This window comes from Nocardia inohanensis NBRC 100128 (assembly GCF_001612945.1).
Lineage (GTDB): Bacteria > Actinomycetota > Actinomycetes > Mycobacteriales > Mycobacteriaceae > Nocardia > Nocardia inohanensis.
In genome coordinates this window covers 52148-72487 of sequence record NZ_BDBK01000017.1, presented here as the reverse complement: position 1 = coordinate 72487, position 20340 = coordinate 52148, and the positions used below count along the sequence as shown (strand labels likewise).

Annotated in this window: 16 protein-coding genes; 5 read left to right on the top strand and 11 right to left on the bottom strand. The window is 67.9% G+C overall.

Going from position 1 to position 20340, the window contains the following annotated elements; all coding sequences use genetic code 11:
* Position 1: 1 nt before the first annotated feature.
* Complete coding sequence (locus NI1_RS31040) at positions 2-2611, bottom strand: ATP-dependent Clp protease ATP-binding subunit (protein ID WP_067829111.1); 2610 nt, start codon at positions 2609-2611, stop codon at positions 2-4.
* Between the two features lie 172 nt (positions 2612-2783).
* On the opposite strand from NI1_RS31040, the gene NI1_RS31035 reads away from it, so the two are divergent.
* Positions 2784-4064 (top strand): M20 metallopeptidase family protein, encoded by a 1281-nt coding sequence (locus NI1_RS31035; protein WP_067828049.1) that lies wholly within the window; start codon positions 2784-2786, stop codon positions 4062-4064.
* 18 nt (positions 4065-4082) lie between these two features.
* On the opposite strand, the gene NI1_RS31030 is transcribed toward NI1_RS31035, so the two are convergent.
* Positions 4083-4310, bottom strand: coding sequence for a hypothetical protein (locus NI1_RS31030; protein WP_067828047.1), 228 nt, complete (start codon positions 4308-4310; stop codon positions 4083-4085).
* A 263-nt stretch (positions 4311-4573) separates the two neighbouring features.
* Between NI1_RS31030 and NI1_RS31025 the strand changes: the two genes are divergently transcribed.
* A complete protein-coding gene (locus NI1_RS31025) occupies positions 4574-8089 on the top strand; it encodes an ATP-binding protein (protein WP_067828045.1) in 3516 nt (1171 codons plus the stop codon).
* A gap of 209 nt (positions 8090-8298) precedes the next feature.
* Here the strand turns inward: NI1_RS31025 and NI1_RS31020 are convergent, their stop codons facing one another.
* The 4 genes from NI1_RS31020 to NI1_RS31005 form a co-directional block, all read right to left on the bottom strand.
* The gene (locus NI1_RS31020; RefSeq protein WP_067829108.1) at positions 8299-8646 is read right to left on the bottom strand and encodes a histone-like nucleoid-structuring protein Lsr2; all 348 of its coding nucleotides are present in this window, start codon (positions 8644-8646) and stop codon (positions 8299-8301) included.
* Between the two features lie 134 nt (positions 8647-8780).
* Complete coding sequence (locus tag NI1_RS38250) at positions 8781-9317, bottom strand: Rv3235 family protein (protein WP_157535432.1); 537 nt, start codon at positions 9315-9317, stop codon at positions 8781-8783.
* Positions 9318-9421: 104 nt separating this feature from the next.
* Entirely contained in the window at positions 9422-10102 is a 681-nt protein-coding gene (locus NI1_RS31010) for a hypothetical protein (protein ID WP_157535431.1), read from the bottom strand.
* A gap of 25 nt (positions 10103-10127) precedes the next feature.
* Positions 10128-11621: a flavin-containing monooxygenase gene (locus tag NI1_RS31005; RefSeq protein WP_067829102.1), complete on the bottom strand. Its 1494-nt coding sequence runs from the start codon at positions 11619-11621 to the stop codon at positions 10128-10130.
* Here NI1_RS31005 and NI1_RS31000 point away from each other — a divergent pair.
* Positions 11620-12708, top strand: a complete 1089-nt coding sequence (locus NI1_RS31000; protein ID WP_245663490.1) for an AraC family transcriptional regulator — start codon at positions 11620-11622, stop codon at positions 12706-12708. The genes NI1_RS31005 and NI1_RS31000 overlap by 2 nt on opposite strands.
* A gap of 274 nt (positions 12709-12982) precedes the next feature.
* Here NI1_RS31000 and NI1_RS30990 read toward each other — a convergent pair whose 3' ends face one another.
* Positions 12983-13780 (bottom strand): nuclear transport factor 2 family protein, encoded by a 798-nt coding sequence (locus NI1_RS30990; RefSeq protein ID WP_067828034.1) that lies wholly within the window; start codon positions 13778-13780, stop codon positions 12983-12985.
* Positions 13781-13841: 61 nt separating this feature from the next.
* Positions 13842-15221, bottom strand: coding sequence for a lipase family protein (locus NI1_RS30985; protein ID WP_245663489.1), 1380 nt, complete (start codon positions 15219-15221; stop codon positions 13842-13844).
* Positions 15222-15367: 146 nt separating this feature from the next.
* Between NI1_RS30985 and NI1_RS30980 the strand changes: the two genes are divergently transcribed.
* Positions 15368-15913, top strand: a complete 546-nt coding sequence (locus tag NI1_RS30980) for a YdcF family protein (RefSeq protein ID WP_157535429.1) — start codon at positions 15368-15370, stop codon at positions 15911-15913.
* Positions 15914-16016: 103 nt separating this feature from the next.
* Complete coding sequence (locus NI1_RS30975) at positions 16017-17606, top strand: GMC oxidoreductase (protein WP_067829092.1); 1590 nt, start codon at positions 16017-16019, stop codon at positions 17604-17606.
* Between the two features lie 55 nt (positions 17607-17661).
* Here NI1_RS30975 and NI1_RS30970 read toward each other — a convergent pair whose 3' ends face one another.
* From NI1_RS30970 to NI1_RS30960, 3 genes are read right to left on the bottom strand one after another with little or no spacing between them, the layout of a single operon-like run.
* Positions 17662-18297, bottom strand: coding sequence for a hypothetical protein (locus tag NI1_RS30970; protein WP_067828031.1), 636 nt, complete (start codon positions 18295-18297; stop codon positions 17662-17664).
* A 17-nt stretch (positions 18298-18314) separates the two neighbouring features.
* Positions 18315-19271 (bottom strand): MlaD family protein, encoded by a 957-nt coding sequence (locus NI1_RS30965; RefSeq protein ID WP_067828028.1) that lies wholly within the window; start codon positions 19269-19271, stop codon positions 18315-18317.
* Entirely contained in the window at positions 19268-20332 is a 1065-nt protein-coding gene (locus NI1_RS30960) for an MlaD family protein (RefSeq protein ID WP_084524046.1), read from the bottom strand. Before NI1_RS30960 ends, NI1_RS30965 begins: the two co-directional genes overlap by 4 nt.
* Positions 20333-20340 lie beyond the last annotated feature (8 nt).

Below are 20340 nucleotides of genomic sequence, written 5' to 3'. Positions count from 1 at the left end.
GTCAGTTCTTACTAGAGGCCGCCTTGCCCTTGCTGGGGTTCTTCGAGGCGCTTTTGCCATTTCCGTTGGCGTGCTCGGACTTAGAGCCTTTTCCGGACTTCCCGACGCTCAGGATCGACTCTTCTTCGAGCTTGGCGTCGGCCTTCTTGCCGCCGGTGTGGTGGATCGCCTCGATCTCGAGGCCGTTGTCGTCGGCGTCGATGCGGACCGTGTCACCGGGGGCGAGGGCGCCGTCCAGCAGCTGCTTGGACAGGGCGTTGTCCAGTTGCTTCTGTACCGTGCGCTTCAGGGGGCGGGCGCCGAATTCCGGCTGGTAGCCGTTCTCTGCGAGCCAGTCCATCGCCTTGTCGGAGACGTCCAGGTCGATATCCTGGGCGTGCAGCCGACGCCGGGTGCCGTCCAGCACCAGGCCGACGATATTGCGCAGCTGCGCCTGATCCAGGCGGTGGAAGATGATCTGTTCGTCGAGGCGGTTCAGGAATTCCGGGCGGAAGTGCCGGCGCAGGCGCTCTTCCAGTTGCGGGGTGATGGAATCCAGGTCGCCGTCCTTGGCGGACAGAATGAGGTCCGAACCGATATTGCTGGTCAGGATCACGATGGTGTTCTTGAAATCGACTGTGCGGCCTTTGGAGTCGGTGACGCGGCCGTCGTCCAGGAGTTGCAGCAGGACGTTGAAGACGTCGGGGTGGGCCTTCTCGACCTCGTCGAAGAGGATCACCGAGTAGGGCTGGCGGCGCACCTTGTCGGTGAGCTGGGCGGCATCGTCGTAGCCGACGTATCCGGGTGGCGCGCCGACCAGGCGGGACACCGTGTGCTTCTCCTGGAATTCGCTCATGTCGAAGCGGATCAACCGGTCTTCGTCACCGAATACCTGCTCCGCCAAGGCTTTCGCGAGTTCGGTTTTGCCGACGCCGGTGGGACCGAGGAACAGGAACGAGCCGATGGGACGGTTCGGATCCTTCATGCCGGCGCGGGCCCGGCGCACCGCTTCGGAGACCGCGACGATCGCCTCGTCCTGGCCGATCACCCGTTTGTGCAGCGCCTCTTCGAGTTTCAGTAACTTCTGGCGTTCCTCGGTGGTGAGGTCGGCGACCGGGATGCCGGTCTGCCGCGACACCACCTCGGCGATATCGGTGATCTCCACGGTCGGAATGGAGGTGCGATCGACTTCGTCTTCGGTCTGCTGCTCGAGTTCGGCGATCTGCGTTTTGAGCTTGTTGGCCTTCCCGTAGTCCTCGCCCGCGACCGCGGCGTCCTTCTCGCGATTGAGCCGGCGCAGCTCCTCGTCCAGCTCGCGCACCTTGGGATCCGGTGTGCGCGTGCGCAATCGGACCCGCGCACCCGCCTGATCCACCAGGTCGATGGCCTTGTCCGGCATGAACCGGTCGGTGAGGTAGCGGTCGGAGAGTTCGGCCGCGGCGATCAGCGCCTCGTCGAGGTAGCGCACCTGATGGTGTTCCTCGTACACATCCACCAGCCCGCGCAGGATCTCGATGGTGTCGGCCACCGACGGCTCGCTCACCATGACCGGCTGGAAGCGGCGCTCCAGCGCGGCGTCCTTCTCGATGTACTTGCGGTACTCGTCGATGGTGGTGGCGCCGATGGCATGCAGTTCGCCGCGAGCCAGAGCGGGCTTGAGCATATTTCCGGCATCCATCGAGCCCTCACCGCCGCCGCCCGCGCCGACGATGGTGTGCAGTTCGTCGATGAAGACCACCAATTCGTCGGAGTGCGCGCGCACTTCGTCGAGCACCTTGGTGAGTCGCTCCTCGAACTCACCGCGATACTTGCTGCCCGCGACCATCGAGCTGACATCCAGGGCTATCACCCGGCGATCGGTGAGGGTGGCGGGGACATCGCCGTTCACGATGCGCTGCGCCAGCCCCTCCACGATCGCGGTCTTGCCCACGCCCGGGTCGCCGATCAGCACCGGATTGTTCTTGCGCCGCCGCGACAGGATCTCGATGGTCTGCTCGATCTCCTCGGCCCGGCCCACCACCGGATCCACCCGGCCCGCGCGCGCCTCGGCGGTCAGATCGCGGCCGTATTCGTCCAGGGTCGGGGTCTCGCTCGGCGGTTTCGGTGCGTTCGGCGCGGTGCTCGCGGGCATCTTGGCCCCGGCGAGCGCCTGTGCGGCGGGGCTGTCGGTGGCGGCGATACCCAGCAGAATGTGCTCGGGACCGATGTAGCTGCTGCCCGCCTCGGCCGCGCTGCGCTGTGAATTGCGCAGGGCCAGTTTGGCGGCGGGGCTCAGGGCCAGGGCGTGATCGCCGCCGTGCGCGCCGACACCGCTGCCCGCGGCCTCCCGCATGGTGGCGCGCAACTGCTTCGGGTCCCGGCCGATCTCGGCGATGATGCTCGCTGCCGGTTCGATCTCGGCGGCCGCGTAGAGCAGGTGCTCGGGGGTGATCTCGGCGCTCCCCCAATCGTGTGCGGCCTGCCGCGCACCCGCCACCACCTGCTTAGAGCTTTCGCTCAGCAAACGACTCAGGTCGATTCGCTGCACCGGCGGCTGCCGGGACATCCCGGAGCTGAAGAAGCGGTTGAAGATGTCGTCGAACGAGTCGAACGAGTCGAACGATCCCATCGAACCTGGCCAACCCTGAGTCATGATCACCTCGTGGCATCGGGTGGCGCGGTGGCGCACTCGGATCCAGCCGGAGCGTGCCGACGCGTCAGCTAACGGATGGCGAACTCGGCTCCCACAGTAGTAGCCTCGCCGGTGACGGCAAGACGCTGTGACGAGTTTGTGTTCGGATACCGGACCGACCGATCGGAGCCAGATGAGCGCCATCCACGACGAGTTGGATTCCGGGGCGAAAGCGGTGGCCGATCAGGTCGTCCGGTGGCGGCGTCACCTGCACCAGCATCCGGAGCTGTCCAATCGGGAAGTCGATACCGCCGCGTTGATCGCCGACCATCTGAACTCGCTCTCGCTGGACGAAGTGCGCACCGGCATCGCCGGGCACGGAGTGGTGGGCGTACTGAAGGGCGGGCTGCCCGGGGATCGGGTCATCGCCCTGCGCGGCGATATCGACGCGCTGCCGGTGCCCGACCTGTGCGGCGTGCCGTTCGCCTCGCACGTGGTGGACGAGAACTATCCGGGCGGGCCGTTCCCGGTTTCGCACGCCTGCGGGCACGACTGCCATACCGCCATGCTGATGGGCGCGGCCACGGTGCTCGCCGGGGTGCGCGAGAAGCTGCCGGGCACAGTGCTTTTCGTGTTCCAGCCGGCCGAGGAGGGGCCGCCGGTCGGCGAAAAGGGCGGGGCGCGTGAGATGCTCGCGGAAGGGGCGCTGGATCATCCGGCGCCGACGATGGCGTTCGGGTTCCATGTGACGCCGTATCCCAAGGGGTACATCGGTTATCGGGTCGGCAATCAGTTCGGCGCGTCCTGCCTGATCAAGATCGTCATCACCGGGCAGCAGGTGCACGGCTCCACCCCGTGGATGGGCATCGATCCGATGCCCGCGGCGGGCGCGATCCTCACCGGCATCGGGCAGATCTACCGGCAGGTCAGCGCTTTCGACCCGGTCACCGTCAGCATCGGGCACGTCGAGGATGTGGGGCGGTTCAACATCATCGGGCAAACGGTCACGCTGTGGGGCACCGTTCGATGCTCGGTGGAGGCCGATATGGGCGAGGTGCAGCGGCGGGTGCGAACCCTCGCCGCCAACTCCGCGCAGGCATACAACTCCTCGGCCACCGTGGAGTTCCTCCAGGATGTGCCCGCGGTGCACAACGAGGCGGCGTGGGTGGAGGCCGGACTGCCCACGTTCCGGCGGGTGGCGGGCGAGGACCGGGTGGTCCGGACGGGAGCGACGCTCGGCTACGACGACGTGTCCGAGTTCGTGAACAAGTACGGCGGGTTGTACGTGACGCTCGGGGTGCAGGACGCGGAGTTGAACGACGACGGCCTGCCGGTGCCGATTCCGGGCGGGCGCGGGTTGTTCATGAACCACAATCCGCACTTCTACGCCGATGACGACACCCTGATCACCGGGGTGCGGCTGCACAGCCAGGTGGCGTTCGACCACCTCGACGGTGCACTCAGCCCGAAATAGGCTGCGCGGCAAGGAAGGTCAGATGCCCGCCCCCACCGGGGCGAAGGGCGCGTAATCGCGGACGTGGCCGTCGGTCCAATCCCACAGCGACAGCGGATCGACGGCGACGCCGCGTTGCAGCACCAAGCGCCAGCCGTGCGGCTGTTTTTCCCAGATGTCGCCGTCGCGGTCCACATAGAAGCCGACGTGATCCGGCTCGATTCCGGTTTCACCGAATCCGCGGGGGAAATCCGATTGCTGGGACATGCCAACCGCCCTTCGCTCTGCTTGCTTCCACCCGGAAGTATCGGGCACGGCTCTTCCGGTTGACTTCCAGCCGAGTTGTGAAACCATCTCCATTACTTAGCAACGCGAATGGATTTCTTAGCACGGGTTTACGCAGGTCGACAGGCCCTCCAGTAACTATTCGACAACTGTTTAGCAACCTTTTGGCATCTTCAGGTTTTTGCGGGATAGTGCTCTTCTTGCGGCGAACGTCCAGTTTGCTTTCGGGGCGTAGGAGGGCGCGAATGACCGGAGCGGAACTGCGGGTACTCGGGCCCCTGCTGCTGTCGGTCGGCGGGCGGGCCGTTCCCCTCGGTACGCCCATGCAGCGCGCCGTGCTCGGACGGCTCATCGTCGCCCGAGGTCAGGTCGTATCGACCGAGCGCCTGATCGACGATCTCTGGGACGGACAGCCGCCGGCCAAGGCCGCGTCGGTGCTCCAGGTGCATATTCACAATCTGCGGCGACTCTTCGAACCGGATCGCCCGCGGCGGGCGCCCGCCCGCTACATCGTGTCCGAATCATCCGGGTACGCCTTGAAAATGGCCGAACGGGCCGTCGATGCCTGGGCTTTCGAAGAACAGCTGCGCAACTATCAGGAAATCATCGGCAATCATCGGGGAATTCCGGATCCGGCGGTGCGCAGCGGGCTGCTGGAGAACGTGCTCGCCCAATGGCACGGGCCCGCGTTGGAAGCCTTCGCCGATTCGGAATGGGCTGCGCCCGAGGCCGATCGGCTCACCGAACTGCATCTCACCGCCGTCGAACTCGAAGCACAGGCGAAACTCGAACTGGGCCGCGCCGGGGAGGTGGCGCTGACGCTGCGACCGCTGTTCGAGGCGCATCCGGGGCGGGAGGAGGTCACCCGGCTGCTGGCGGCGGCGCAGTATCGGCTCGGGCAGCAGCTGGAGGCGCTCACCACGATTCGCCGGGCGCGCGAATTCCTCAACGAGGAGTACGGAATCGATCCCGGAATCGCGTTGCGGCAGTTGGAGATCGCGATACTCAATCAGGCCGTGGATCCGGAGCCGTGGATGCGCGGCGCCGGAATCGCAGTGGCGCAGGGGCATTCGGGCGCGACTATCACCACCCCCGGACCGCCGCCGGATGCGTCTTCGAACGGCGGCGTTCCGAATGCGATGGCCGAGCCCGGCGCAGTGCCCGGTTACGCGGCCGAACTCGCCGAGATCCTCGGGATCGCCGAGGGGGTGGGCGGCGGGGTCCGGCCCGCGGGCGGCGGGCGCTTGCGGCTGGCGTGGATCACCGGCGAGACCGGGATCGGGAAGACGACGCTGGCCGAGAACGTGGCCGGCGGGCTCACCGGCGCGGGATGGACGGTGGCGGCCGGCGGTTGCCCGGAGATAGAGGGCGCGCCCCCGGCCTGGGCCTGGTCGGAGATCCTGGCCGGCCTGGACGCCTGGACCGCCGAGGCCGAGGCGATCGGTACCGATGACCCGTTCACCCTTTCCCGCACCATCGCCGAACGATGCAGGCGCGCTGCGGCTTCCGGGCCGGTGACCCTGCTGCTGGAGGATGTGCAGCGCGCCGATACCGCGACCTTGCAGGTACTGCGGCAGGTGGTGAGCTGGCTGCGGGACGAACCGGTCTTCGTGCTGCTGACGCTGCGGCGGTCGGAGGCCGGTCCGGGGGTACACACCACGGCGGCGGCGCTCGCGCCGCATACCGCCACCTGGGCGGAGCTGAGCGGGCTGGATCTGGCGGCGACCCGGAGCGCGGTGGCGGCGGCCGGGCTGGGGCCGGTCGGCGAGGAGTTGCTGGCGCAATTGCATCACCGGGCGGGCGGGAATCCGCTGTTTGTCCGTGAGCTGGCCAAACTCGTTGCGGCGCAGGGGAATATGGATCAAGTTCCGGATTCCATCCGGGAGATCGTGAATACCCGGATCGCGCGGCTGCCCGCCGGGGTGGCCGAGGTGCTGCAACATATTTCGATCTGGGGGCCGGGCGTCGAGCTCGGGATACTGAGCCTGGACACGGGGCTGCGCGAAGCGGAGTTGATCGACCTGGTCGCGGCCGCCGAGGATGCGGGGTTGGTCGGAACCCGCCGCAACGGCAGCATCACCTTCGAACACAGCCTGCTGCGCGATACCGTTTACCTCGGCATTCCCGCCCTGCGTCGCGGCCGGATGCATTGGGCCGCACTGGAACTGCTCGAGGCCAATGCCCACGCCTACCCCGCCCTGGCCCGCGATCCCGACGTCCTGGCCCGCCATGCGATGCTCGGGGCCAGCTCCGAAACCGCGAGGCACGCAATCGAATACGTCACCGCCGCCGCCCGGCGCCGGATGCGCCGCCGGATGCGGCACGAGACGGTGCCCCTGGCCCGGGCGGCCGTCGAACTCCATCAGCTCGCCGGTCACGATAGCGAGCACGCCGACCGCGCCGACCGGCACGCCCTGCTCGACGCGCGTTGCACCCTGGTCTCCGCCCTGGCCTACGACAATCGTCACCGCGAGGCCCGCGCCGAACGCGGTCGCGCCCTCGACCTCGCCGAACGCCTGGGCGACCCGAGCCTGTCCGCCCAGGCCCTCACCAGCTGGCGAGCCCCGGTGATCTGGCCGATCCGAGAATGGAAGCGCCCCGACAACCGCATTCGCCGCGCCCTCTCCAGCGCCCTCGCCCGCTACGGCCTGCCCCGCAGCGCCCTGCCCACCGGCCCCGACCCGGTCGACCGCCTGCCCGAACCACCGCCGGTTGCGCCGCCCGGACGGGCCGAGCGGCGAGCGGGCGACACGCTCGAGGCGATCATCGCGCGGGATGCGACGCCGGGGTCCACCCGGACCTTGATCCGGCTGTTGATCGCGGCGACCTTCGAGACGGGGGTCTACGAGTACGAATTACGGCAGCGGCTGGCGCGCGCGGCCTTGGCGGTGGCGCGGAAGCTGGGCGAAGCGGAACAGATCTGCGCGGCCATCAATGCGGTGACCTATCTGGAATTCGATTGCGGGCCGGAGTTTTCGGCGCTGGCGGACGAACTGGAGCGATTGGCCACCGCGGCGGGGCTGGCCGAGTACCGGGCGGTGGCACACGATCTGGGGTATCGGGCCGCGGCGGCCCGGGCCGATCTGCGGGCGGCGGGGCGGCAGGCGGCGCTGGCGGTGGAGTTCGCCGACGAAGGACAGTTGCAGCCGTTGCTGGATCGGGTGAGCTGCTTCGCGGCCACCACCGAGCTGCTGCGCGGGGATATCGATGCGGCCGAGCGGCTGTACGCGCAGTACGGGGAGCGGATCAGCAAGGCGCAGACCATGAACGATCGGGAGTCCCAGCTGTTCTGCGCCATCGCGGTCGGATGGGCGCGCGGCGATCTGGCAGGGCTGGCGGGAGCCATCGCGGAGACCTATCCGGTGCTGCCCAATGCGGTGACCCAGGCGTACGCGCTGGCGCTGTTGCACGCGGGTGAACCGGAGCGGGCACGCGCGGTGTTCGACGCCTCCGATCCGATCGGGACGGGGCTCTATCCGATACTGGCCTCGGCGCTGCGGGCGCGAGCGGCGCTGACCCTCGGTGACGCCGCCACGATCCGCGAGCTGTACCACTACCTTTCACCGCATACCGGCACCATCGTCGGCATCGAGACCGGGATGGCGGTCTTCGGTCCCATGGACGCCGTGCTCGCCGAACTCGCCGACGCGTTGGGCGACGGCACAGCCGCCGATACGCACCGCACCCGGGCGCGCCGGTTGCTCGAGCACATCCGGGCCGAACTGCCGCCGCGGGGCGCGCCGCTGCCCAGGGTGGCCTGACCCGCCGCCGGGAAAGCCGTGCCGCGGTATTCGCGAATAGTTCAGGCCCGATCCGTACAAATCGGCCGGCCGAGGCTACCGTCGCTCGATGTGAATGTGCTGGTCCGATGGGGTGCGACCGGACAATTTCGGGCGAAAAAACCGGGCGCGGGCGACCGATGGTCGCCCACGCCCGAAATTTCCGCTGCCCCTCCGGGGAATGCGGCGGGTTATTTCTTGGTGCGCTGGTAGGCGTCGACGATCTCGGCCGGGATACGGCCGCGCGAGGAAACCTGGTGGCCCTGGGCGCGCGCCCATTCGCGGATCGCGGTGCTCTCCTCGCGGTCCACGGCGGGACGGGTGCGGCCGGCGGCCAGCCCCGCCTTGCGCTTGGTGGAACGGCCTACCTTGCGGGCCTTCTCGGTCCAGGGTTCGAGAGACTCCCGCAGCTTGCCGGCGTTCTTGATCGACAGATCGATCTCGTACTCGTTCCCGTCGATCGAGAAAAAGACGGTTTCGTCGGCCTTCGATTCGCCGTCGTAGTCGTCAACCAGAGTTACGGTGACTTTCTTCGCCATGGACTGCCCTTCCACGTAGAGGTGCCGCTATTCGCCGAAATGCTAATGCCGCGGGAGTGAGGTTTCAAACCAGGCGCGATTGGAATTCCCCGAGATCAGGCAATTCTGCTATTACCGGAGAGACCGCACGGTCTTCAGCACACTCGGAATGCGGTCAACCGCCACCCGGAACGACCGCGGACAATGCGGGCGGCCAGTGCGAAATGCCGAGTTCCGCGATCGTATCCGGCGAAAACTTCCGCCGCCCGGGGGTCCGACATGATCACATTCACGCTGCTGAGGCAGGCGGACCCGAGCTCCCGGCCGGGCACCTCGGCGGCCGTGTGCAGGGTGTGAATCGCCGCCAAGACCGTGCGGTCGGCAAGCACGGTCAACTGCGGCACCGGACGCCGCCCGTCGAGTACCTCCAAAGCCACCCGTAGCACCGCCACCGCGAATTGTCTTGCCCCCGAAACCTCTTCACCGGCCGACGGACTTTCGCCACCCTGCGAAGGCCGTAAATGCCGCCGCCCCAGCGCACTCGGAGAGCGCTGCGAGAAACCCTTTCGCAGCACCGGATTCCGGCACGACGATTGCGTGCGCCGCCGGGCTCGGGAGGGCAGCGCCTCGCACAGTCCCGGCCGCGATTCCGATACCGGAGCGACGTACAACGGGCGATCCTCGATGGTCACCGCGCCAGCATGGCAGGCGGGAATATTCGCGCGCACGCATCGCCCGGTCTCGCGCGACCCGCGACGGGCGAGTCGCGGCGGCAACGGATTTCCCGGGCGGATGGCTACTTCAGCAGAGCCAGGCGGCCCAGCAGGTCCGTCGGGATGTAGAGCAGCGGGCTGGTGGTCCAGAGCTGACCGGACTGCGGGTCGTAGGTGCTCGGCATGGTCACGCCTGCGGGGGCGAAAGCGGTGAAGCCGCGCTGGGCGGTGGTGGCGGTGGCGCGCCACAGGTGATCCTGGAAAGCCACCACGGCGACCCGGTCGGTGGCGACCGCGCCGCCGCGCAATCCGGCGACCGCGGCGGCGACCCCGTCGGTGGAGAGATAGATCAGCTTGCCGTCGGCGTCGCGGCTCGGGTCGATGGCGACCACATCGGTCAGCCCGTAGCGGGTGCGCAGCACCTGGGCGATCTCGGTCTGCGCGTAGACCGGGGTGCCGCGGTCCCCGCGCGTGGCCATGACGGCCGCCGCCAATTCCTCGTTCACCGGACCCGGTTCGCCGATGGTGCGATCCGGATCCGCGCCGGCGGGCATGCGGTTCCCGAAGGAGTAGGCCAGGATCAGCGTCGCGCTGCTCGCGGCGGCGGTGGGCACCTCGCCGGAGCCGGTGGCGGCGGAAACCGATGCGCCGGAACCACTTCCGGCCTGTCCGCCGCCCGAGCCGGGCGCGGCGACGGCGACCGGCAGCGGGGCGAGGACGGCGACGGCCGCGGCCGCCACGAACACCTTGCGGGTAAGCCTCATACGCGGATTCTCGCCCACCGCCGCTTCACGCGCGTTGCAGGGTCTTGTCCATCGAGACCGGTTTCAGGGTCTTGCGCAGATCGGTGCGGAAGGTGGTCACCGAATCGAGCAGGTAGTTCTGGCGCACCGTCCACGGATGCTTGTCGCCCTGACGCGGGAACGCACCGATCGAGCGCTGGATGTAACCGGAGGCCAAGTCCAGCAGCGGGCGCTGGTTCAGCGTGCCCTGCGGCTGCGGAGCGACGGCCGGATAGCCGTTGCGGTCCATGTAGCCCAGGATCTTGCAGACCAACCGCGAGGTGATGTCGGCGCGCAGGGTCCACGAGGCATTGGTGTAGCCGATGCAGACCGCGAAATTCGGCACGCCGCTGATCATGGTGCCCTGCCAGACGAATTCGTCGGAGAGCTGCACCGGCGCACCGTCCACGCGTAGCTGCACCCCGCCGAAGGCGAGCAGTTGCAGGCCGGTCGCGGTGACCACCACATCGGCTTCGACCACGCGCCCCGACTGCAACCGGATGCCTTCGGGCACAAAGGTTTCGATGTGATCGGTGATCACCTCGGCCTTACCCTTGCGCATGGCCTTGAAGAAGTCCGCGTCCGGCACCGCGCACAGGCGCTGATCCCACGGGTTGTACTCGGGGGTGAAATGCTCGGCCACCAGATCCCGGTCCTTCAGGATGCGGGTGGTGAGCCCGGTGAGCAGCTTGCGCGCCGCTTCCGGCCGCCGGCGGCAGTACTGGTAGAAGCCGATATTGAACAGGATGTTCTTGGTGCGGATGACCCGGTGCGCCAGCTCCGGCGGCAGCAGTTCACGAATCTTGTCGGCCTGCTTGTCCCGGCCGGGCACCGCGGAGATCCACGTGGGGCTGCGCTGCAACATGGTGACCAGTTCGGCCTGCTCGGCCATGGCCGGAACGAGGGTGACGGCGGTCGCGCCGCTGCCGATGACCACCACCTTCTTGTCCGCGTAATCCAGGTCCTCCGGCCAGAATTGGGGATGCACGACGGTCCCGGCGAACTCCTCGATGCCCGGGAACACCGGTTCGTGACCGCGGTCGTAGTCGTAGTAACCCGCGCAGGAGTACAGGAAGTTACAGGTGAGCGTGCGGTTCTCGGTACCGGCGGCGGTGCGCTGCGCGATGGTCAGCGTCCAGCGGGAGGTGGCGCTGTCCCATTCCGCGGCAACGACTTTCGCGCCGAAGCGAATGTGCTTGTCGATACCGTTCTCGGTGGCGGTCTCGGTGATGTAGCGCAGGATGGACGGCCCGTCGGCGATCGACTTGGCATCGCGCCACGGCTTGAACGGATAGCCGAGGGTGAACATATCCGAGTCCGAGCGGATGCCGGGGTAGCGGAACAGGTCCCAGGTCCCGCCGAGGCTGTCGCGCGCCTCCAGCACGGCATAGCTGCGGCCCGGATGCTCCGATTGCAGGCGGTAGGCCGCGCCGATACCGGACAGGCCGGCTCCGACGATCACGACATCGAGGTGTTCGGCGAGGGTGTCCACAGCGCTCATGCCTACCAGTGTGTTGGCGGCCGCACCCACTTTCTTGACTCTGCGCGACAAGTATTTGATCCTGGACGACATGTCGGTGATCAGGTCCGCGGGGCTGCGCGGCTTCCGCGCCACCGTGGCCGAGCTGGGCGGGGATGCCGAGGAGTTCGCGACGCTGTGCGGACTGCCCCTGGAGGCCCTCGATACCGACGAGCTGCTGGTGCCGGATCAGGCGGTGGCGGCGGCCATGGAGCTGGCGGCACATCGCCTGGATTGCCCGGATCTGGGGCTGCGCATGTCGCGGCGGCAGGACCTGGAGATGCTCGGGCCGCTGGCGCTCGCCATCCGCAATTCGCCCACCCTCGCCGATGTGCTCGAATGCACCTCGCGGTATCTGTTCGTGCACGCGCGCTCGCTGAGCTTGACCATGGAGCCCGATCCGTACGGTGATCGCGGAGTCATCGCGCTGCGCTACGGCGTGACCACACCCGGTGCGCCGACCCCGGTGCAGGGCACCGATGTGGGACTGGCCTTCGTACACCACGCGATCGCGCGCCTCACCGGGGAACGGTACGGGCTCCGGTCGGTGGAGCTGCCCTATCGTCCGATCGCGCCGGTGCGGGTGTACGAGGAATTCTTCGGTGCGCCAGTGCGAACCGAACGTCCGGCGGCGCTGCTGCGGGTGCCCAGCGCCCTGGCCAATCGTCCGCTCTCCGGCGGGGACGAGAACCTGCATCGACTGGCGATGGCCTTCCTGGCGCAGCAGGCCGGAGGCGCGGCGACCGCGCTCGCGCCGAAGGTTCGCATCGCGCTACAGAAGTTGCTGGGCACCGCCGCACCCGAAATCGGCGCTGTGGCACGGCTTCTGACCGTGCATCCGCGCACGCTGCAACGCCGCCTGACCGCCGAGGGGACATCGTTCGCCGCGCTGCTCGACGAGGTGCGGCGCAGCGAGGCTCGCCGGTACCTGACCACCACCGATATCCCGATGAGCCAGATCGCCTCGCTGCTGGGACTTTCGGAACAATCGACTTTCACTCGCTGCTGCCAACGCTGGTGGGGCGCAACGCCGACCGCGGTCCGGCGCGGCGGACCGGCTCCGAACTGAGCTATTCGCAACGAGTTTGCGGCGCGCCGCGTGTCGATCATGCTCAGCGAGCGCTCGGCCGCGCAGGATGGGAGAGGTGATAGCCGAATGCCCTTCCTGCGCTTGGCCCTCCCCCACGGCTGTGTCCTCCCACCGCTCGGTGCAATACCTGCGGTGCGTGTGCGGCCAGTGGCTGATCAGCGTGCACGGGAAGGTGGTCGGCGCGGCCGGCGGCACCACCTTCAGCAAAACCGATCCGCTGACCGCGATCGTCGGAACCCGGGACTGAGCAGCGCTACACGAAGATTCGGACGGCCTCGACGCGATTGCCGCGATCGGTGAAGTCCAGCTGGGCGATGCCGCGGCCGGCGCGGGTCTCCACCGTGGTGGTGACGTGGCGGCCGGCGGCGATCGGCTTGCTCCAGCGCAGCCCCTTGGCGCGAGTGGTGAAGTCCTCCAGGGACATCGCGTCGCCATCGGACCAGACCAGTTTCGGCACCGGGGCCAGCACCGGGCGCGCGGCCGGGACCTCACCGCGCGCGAACGCGTCGAGGAGCTGTCCGGCGGCCCGTTTGCCGTTCGCGCCCACGCTCCGCATACCGCGCATGAAACCCAGTGCGCCGCCGATGCCTTGGTTGCCGAGCAGCTGCGGCCCCAGCTTGGCTCCGGCCAGCAGCCCCTGCGTGCCCGAGCCCATGAGTTGCCCGATCATGCCGGGCAGCTCCCAATGCGCCCGCAGCACAGCGATTCTCAGCGCGCCGTCCACCTCGGCGAGGTCGTAGCGCAGGTGCATGGGCACGTGCAGGGTGACGCCGGTGGACATGGTGGTGGCGATGGTCAGGTCACGGAAGACCGTCATCCCGCACACCACGTCATTGGTCACGTCGAAGGCGATGCCGTTGGGCGCGATGAAGGTTTCGTAGAACCGGTCGATGGCCGCGCGGCCGACGTGCGGCCGCGAACCGACCGGATCCTCCACTCTGCCGTCGCCGGCGAACAAGCCCACCCAGGCGGCCTTGTCGTGGGCGCCGACGGCCTTCGGCGAGGCTTCGACGGTCGCCAGCAGTTCGGCGGCAGTGGGTTTCGCGGGCACGGGTCCTCCAGGTGGTGAGCAAGCGCGCGCGATGATACCGGCCGGCGCCCGCCGACCGCACCTACTTGACGCCGATCGGCTTCCCGAAGAACGAGGCGAAGACCTCGCCGAAGGCCGAGGCCAGCAGCTGGGTGCCGGCCGGATCGAGCGCCAGCCAGCCGACATCGGTGGTGGAGCAACCCGATTGCGCCGGAATGCCATCGAGACGGTCCTTCATCCACAGCAGCGCGGGCCCGACGCCGGAGATCTCGGTGGCCACGTGCTCACCGAAGTGCTCGCGCGTGTATTTCACATCGGCGGAAGGGTTTCGGCAGTAGCTGTCCACCAGGGTGTTGACCTGACCGACCGGGATCACCTCGTCCGGGTTGGCCTGCCACATGTACATCGGCATATCCGGCACCGCCTTGCCCATGCGGGTCTTGTTCACCACGTCGATCACCGCCGGGTCCTGCATCGGGTCGCCCGCAGTGCGCATCATCCCCTTCAGGTTCAGGAACGGCAGCAGTTCGGAGGCGTACTGCACGCACAGCCCCTGGTGCACGAAGGCCAGACCCTTGCCGAGCAGATCCAGATTGTCGTCCAGGAACCGCTTGAAATCCGGGTATTCGCGGCTCAGGCCCAGCACCGCGTGGAACACCAGACCCGAGGTCGCCTGGCCGTGGGCCACGTCCAGCGTTACCCCGAGATCGGACGGCACGCCGCCCTCGGCCGCGCCGACGATATTCAACTCCGGCGCGTAGGACTGCTTCAGCTCGGCGGCGTGCCCGGTGGCGATGGCCCCGCCGGAGTAGCCGTACATGCCGATGCGGGCATTCTCGGTGAGCCGCATGGGCGCGAAGTCGCGGGTGGCGCGAATGCCGTCCAGGGTGATGCGCCCGGCCAAAGGTCCGGCGGCATAGGCATTGTCGGGTCCCTGATGGTCCGGGATCACCACCGCCCAGCCCTGCTGCAACGCGCCCTGCGAGATGGCGAATTCGGCGGGCGCGACGATCTGCCCGACGAGGGCGCTGGCCGACCACTGCTGCACCGCGTAGGACGGGGCGCAGTATCCGCCCAGCGAGTCCTGCGCGATCTGCATCGACACCAGCTTGTCGGGTGCGGATCCACGCGGCTTCAGCACGGTGGCGACCGCGGCGATCGGCTCGTCGCGGGTATTGGTGGAGCGGTAGGAGACCTGCCAGGCATCCACATTGAGCGGGATCAGGCCGAGATTCGCGGCATTGATCTGCTTGGCGGCGATGATCTCGCCCGGGGCCTTGTCCGCGTAGAGCGCCGCGGCCGGGCGGTAGAAGCCCGGATCCAGTTCCGGCGGTGCGGGAACGGTCACGGCCGGCGCCACCGGAACCTGGTCGGCCGGTTCGGCGTTCGCGGTCCCCGTCGCGGTCAGCGCCAGCGCCGCTGCGGCGATCAGCACCCGCGACATGCCATTGCGGCGCGCCATCCTCGTCTCGATCAACAACGTATTGCCCTCCACGCGGTATGTGAGACCACTTCGTCTCACATAATGTGAGGACTATGCCACGAACGTGACCTGGATCGCAACGACCGGTCACAGTTACCCGCGCGACCGGCCGTATCGTCGATCCTGTGCCTGGGTACCGACGCGTCGCGGCCACCATCGTCACCCTGGTCGCTCTCCTCACCGGGATCGTCTATGCCGGGATACCGGTCTACGTGCACCCGCAACTGGACCCGCTGCGCCCGGCCGACGCCATCGTGGTGCTGGGCGGCACCGCCTACGAACGCTTCGACCTGGGCCTGGACCTGGCGCGCCGCGGACTCGCCCCCGAACTGCTCATCTCCCGCTCCACCGGCGCCGACGATCCGGCCATGAACCGTTACTGCGCAGGCGATTTCGATTTCACGGTGCACTGCTTCGTGCCCGATCCGTGGACCACCCAGGGCGAGGCGCGCGAGATCCGGCGGCGCGCGGAACTCAACGGCTGGAAGCACATCATCGTGATCACCTACACCCCGCACGTGTCGCGGGCGCGCTACATCGTGCAGAAGTGTTTCGACGGGGAGATCACCATGGTGGCGAGCCCCAGTGATTCGGGTGCGGCGTTCTGGGCCTGGATGTATGTACGGCAGTCGGCGGGATATGTGCGCGCATTCGCACAGGCCGGTTGTTGATCGAAAGTTGTGGCCCGGCCACGCAATTGAACGGTTACGATGAGCGCGGACCAGTCGAGTGCGTCCGTCTCGGGGGTGGATGCGGGGTGCGGAAGGATTTCCGGTGCGTATCGACGACTTGCGTTCGATCCGGGACAGCGAACTCACCGCGGATGTGTGTGTAATCGGATCGGGCCCGGCCGGGTCGACCCTCGCCGCCGAACTCGCGGGCTGCGCGCTGCGCGTACTAATTTTGGAAAGCGGGGGTTTCGAACTCTCGCCCGAATCCGACGAACTCAACGATATGGAGAATGTCGGGGCGGTGCGCGCGACACCATATCGCAACGCGCGCAATAGAATTCTGGGCGGTAGCTCGCATACCTGGAGCGGGCGTTGCGCCCCGCTGGACCCGCTGGACTACGCGGCGCGGCCGTGGGTGCCCGGCTCCGGCTGGCCGATCGGAACCGACCAGGTGGAACCGTATCTGGATCGGGCCGCCGCTCACCTGGGCCTGGGCCCCGGCGGCCGGTTCACCGACGACCGGTTCTGGGAGCTCGCCGACCGCACACCACCCGCCCGGCAGCTGGACCGCAGCCGGCTGCGACCGTTCTTCTGGCAGATCAGCAAGGACCCGGCGGATCCCTTCGACAGCAAGCGGTTCGGGGCCCACCTGGCCGATATTCCGGCCGGGAATGTACGAATCGCGTTGAATGCCACCGTCGTCCATATCGATACCGATCCGGTCGGCCGACAGGTAGTCGGATTGCGGGTGCGCGATGCCGACGGAAAACCGCGCAGCGTGCACGCGCAGCGAATTGTCCTGGCGGCCGGGGGAATCGAGAATGCCAGGTTATTGCTCGCCTCCAATCGCGAACTTCCGGCCGGTGTCGGGAATCGGCACGATATGGTCGGGAGATACCTGCTCGATCATCGCTGCGGGGTGGTCGGCACCCTCGATCCGCTGAGTTCCGCGGCCGCGCGCGACCGATTCGGCAAATACGTCGTGAAAACGCGCGGCGGAAAACACACCTTCCTGCACGGCGTGGCATTGTCGCCGGAAATCCAGGCCGAGGAGGGATTGCTCAACTGCGCCTTGTGGATTCAGGAGGTGCCCGCCGAGGACGATCCGTGGGAATCGGTGAAGAACCTGCTGCGCGGGCATATGAACCTGCACGACGCGCGGGCGGTGGCGAGCAATCCCGGACTGCTGCTGTCGGGAGCGAAACGACGGCTCATCGATCACACGGGGCTGCCGCGCAAACTGGAACTGGTGGAGTTGCGCTGCATGGTGGAGCAGGCGCCGGACCCGGAGAGCCGGATCACCCTGAGCGACAGGGTGGATCGGTTCGGGATGCCGCTGCCGCGGGTGAATTGGCGGCTGAGCGCGCAGGAGGACCGGACCGTGCGCCGGGCCGCGGAGTTGCTGGCCGGAGAGTTCGCGCGACTGGGCTTCACGCCGCCGGAGCTGGATGATTGGGTGCGCGAAGACAGTTCGCTGCCCGTGCGGCTCACCGACTGGGCGCATCCCACCGGGGCCACCCGGATGTCGGCCGATCCCCGCGCCGGGGTGGTGGATGCCGACTGCCGGGTGCACGGCATGGAGAACCTGTGGATCGCGGGCAGTTCGGTGTTCCCGACCAACGGGCACGCCAATCCGACGTTGACGATCGTGGCGCTCGCGGTTCGCTTGGCGGACAAGCTGCGGCAGAGCTGAAGCGAGAAAACCCCCGCCCGTACCGGATGTGCGGGCGGGGGCCGTTCGCGGCTCGCTACTGCTTGGGCAGCGGGAGGTCGATGCTGCTGACCTCGGTGACCTTCCAGTCTTCCTTCGGGTCGACGCTGACCGTGTAGTACACGGTGGCGAGGAAGCCGTCGGGGCGTTCGGTATTGCTGGTGTTGACGTTGAGGTAGACGTTCACCTTGTACGCGCCGTTGTCGCGGTTCACGATCTGCGCGCCCAGCGGGGTCGGGCTGGAGATCCATTGCAGCGGCACCATGAAGCGCTGCAACTCACCCTTGCCGGCGTCGAAGGCCGCGCCCAGCTTCGGGGTGGTGTTCTTTTGCAGGCGCGCGATCCAGGCGTTGAAGTCGGTGTAGTTGACCGTGGAGACGCCGACCGCGTAATCGGTGGCGACCTGCTCGGCGTGCTTGTCGTCGGCGGCCTGGGCGTCGCGGTCACGCAGTTCGCCGCGGGCCGAGGACCACAGCACCGTCATGGTGACCAGCGCGCCGATCAGCACCACGGCCGCCGCGGTCAGGGCCAGCGTCGAGACCTTCAGCTGAATGGTCTTGCCCCCGGGCTCGGCCGTTTTCGGCCCGGCGGCCTTCGATTCGGCGGCCTTCGGCTCGGTCTCGGCGGCGGACTCCGCGTCGACCGCCCGTTTCGGTTCGGTGTCCTCGGACATCCGCGTACCTTCCTTCATTATTTGACGTCGACCTGCACGCGCACGGCGTGGTCACCGGTATTGGCCAGCGCCTGCGTGATCAGGCCGCTGATATTGATCTGCGATCCCGCGGCGCGAGTGGAGTCCACCAGCGGGCGGAGCTGCGGCGCGAGGATCTGCAATTCGGGTCCCGCCTGCTGGAGCCAGTCGCTCAGCTTGGACAGGAACGGCACCAGGCCGTTGTCTTCGAGATAGACCTGCGGGCCCGGCGCGCGGTCCACCAGTCTACCGACCGCGTCGACCAGGTCTTCCAGGGACTTCTCGAAGCGCACGAAGGCCGGGGCCGCGGCGGCGGTGGCCGCGCCCATGCCGTCCATATCGGCGGCCGCGGCCTGAAAGCTGTTCAGCAGCTGCGCGATCTTGGGCTCGCGGCTCATGATCGCCGCGGCCAGCAGGTCGCCCGCACGGGTCAGCGACGGCATCGACGATTCGGTGTCGTGGAAGGCCGCGCCCAGGGTGCTCGCCAGCGAGGCGGCCACCTTGGGATCGAGCTGGTTCATGACCTTGTTGACCAGCCGCGACACCTCGGGAATCGAGAGCGGCGATTTCACGGTCGCGGTGTCCAGGCGCTGCCCGTCACGCAGGTAGGGGCCGCCGCCGGTCTTGGGGCGGATCTCCACGTACGGTTCGCCCAGCGCCGAGAGCTGTTCGATGCTGATCACGCTGTCGGTGGGGACCTTGCGATCCGCGTCCACCCGGAAACCGACCTCGATACCGGCGGCGGTGCCGTCGATGGAGGTCACCTTGCCGACCTTCATACCGGTGAGCAGAATCGGCGAACCGACGCTCAGCCCACCGGAATTCGACAGCACCATCGAGGCGCGGGTGTATTCGGCGAACGGATCCGCCCGCACCACACCGAAGGTCAGATAGCTCGCGCCCAGCACGGTGACCGCGGCGATACCGCCCAGCGAGGCGATGGGTCCCCACTTCATCGCACCGCTCCGATCACGCGCAGGCCGGAAAGAATCGCGTTCACCTTGTCGTCCTTGGATACCGAATCCGCCTGCACCCCGGTGACATTCACCTTCGGGCCCTGCTCCACGAAGGGAATCAGCTTGTCCCGCAGCAGGGCGATGAGCAGCGACAGGTTCGAGGGCTTGGACAGATCCAGGCCCTGCCCCGAAAGCGCCAGCGGCACAAAGGCTTGCGCGGCGGCATTGCCGGAGGTGGCGAGCGGAGCCAGCCAGGTCAGCGAGGAGCCGAGCTGACCGAGCGCGGTGAAGAGCCCGGCCACGCCGCTGATCGAATTGGTGACACCGGTCATGGCGTCCACCGATTCCTGGCTCAGCTGGTGATCCAGATAGTCCACACCGTCGTGCAGCACTTGGGCATTGGTGCCCAGGCCGTTGAGCAGCGAGTCCACCGCGTCCAGGTTCGCGGCCAGATCCTGGAAGTTGCCGCCCGCGTTCTCGGCGATACGGCGGGTCTCGGCCGGATCGGCGGGCAGCACGGCGTTGAAGCGATTGATGATGTCCTGCAACTGATTGATCGCACCGCCCTGGGTGAAGGCGGCCAGCGCGGCCATGGTGTCCTCGAGCTGCACCGGCGGGCGGGTGTACTCCTGCCCGATGGTGCCGCCGTCGCGCAACAGCGAATCGAACCCGCCGGGCGGCGTGGTGAGCGCCAGGTGGATGTCACCGAGCACGGTGTTCTGCCGCAGTTCGGCCACCGTCTTGGTGGGCAGCTGCACCTTGCTGGAGATCTCGGCGTCGACCACCACGTAGCCGCCCTTACCACCGGAGTGCGCCGAATCCACCACGCGCACACCGGTAACCGTGCCCACCTGCGCGCCATTGGCGATCACCTTGGCGCGCGCGGGCAGGTTCAGCACATTGCCGAACTCGATGTGGATGTCGTAGGTCGGGCCGGACACCGAGGTGCCCGGCACCGGGACCGACGACGGATCGAAGGCACAGCCACCAGCGGTCAGAGCCGCAGCCACCGCGACCGCGCCGACCGCCCGCCTCGTCGTTCCGGCGCCCCGCCCTGTCATTCCGGCGT

Bases quoted from the DNA above. Each gene is read 5' to 3' on its own strand.
- NI1_RS31040 (WP_067829111.1), bottom strand. From the start codon at position 2,611: ATGACTCAGGGTTGGCCAGGTTCGATGGGATCGTTCGACTCGTTCGAC.
- NI1_RS31035 (WP_067828049.1), top strand. From the start codon at position 2,784: ATGAGCGCCATCCACGACGAGTTGGATTCCGGGGCGAAAGCGGTGGCC.
- NI1_RS31030 (WP_067828047.1), bottom strand. From the start codon at position 4,310: ATGTCCCAGCAATCGGATTTCCCCCGCGGATTCGGTGAAACCGGAATC.
- NI1_RS31025 (WP_067828045.1), top strand. From the start codon at position 4,574: ATGACCGGAGCGGAACTGCGGGTACTCGGGCCCCTGCTGCTGTCGGTC.
- NI1_RS31020 (WP_067829108.1), bottom strand. From the start codon at position 8,646: ATGGCGAAGAAAGTCACCGTAACTCTGGTTGACGACTACGACGGCGAA.
- NI1_RS31010 (WP_157535431.1), bottom strand. From the start codon at position 10,102: ATGAGGCTTACCCGCAAGGTGTTCGTGGCGGCCGCGGCCGTCGCCGTC.
- NI1_RS31000 (WP_245663490.1), top strand. From the start codon at position 11,620: ATGCCTACCAGTGTGTTGGCGGCCGCACCCACTTTCTTGACTCTGCGC.
- NI1_RS31005 (WP_067829102.1), bottom strand. From the start codon at position 11,621: ATGAGCGCTGTGGACACCCTCGCCGAACACCTCGATGTCGTGATCGTC.
- NI1_RS30985 (WP_245663489.1), bottom strand. From the start codon at position 15,221: ATGGCGCGCCGCAATGGCATGTCGCGGGTGCTGATCGCCGCAGCGGCG.
- NI1_RS30970 (WP_067828031.1), bottom strand. From the start codon at position 18,297: ATGTCCGAGGACACCGAACCGAAACGGGCGGTCGACGCGGAGTCCGCC.
- NI1_RS30965 (WP_067828028.1), bottom strand. From the start codon at position 19,271: ATGAAGTGGGGACCCATCGCCTCGCTGGGCGGTATCGCCGCGGTCACC.
- NI1_RS30960 (WP_084524046.1), bottom strand. From the start codon at position 20,332: ATGACAGGGCGGGGCGCCGGAACGACGAGGCGGGCGGTCGGCGCGGTC.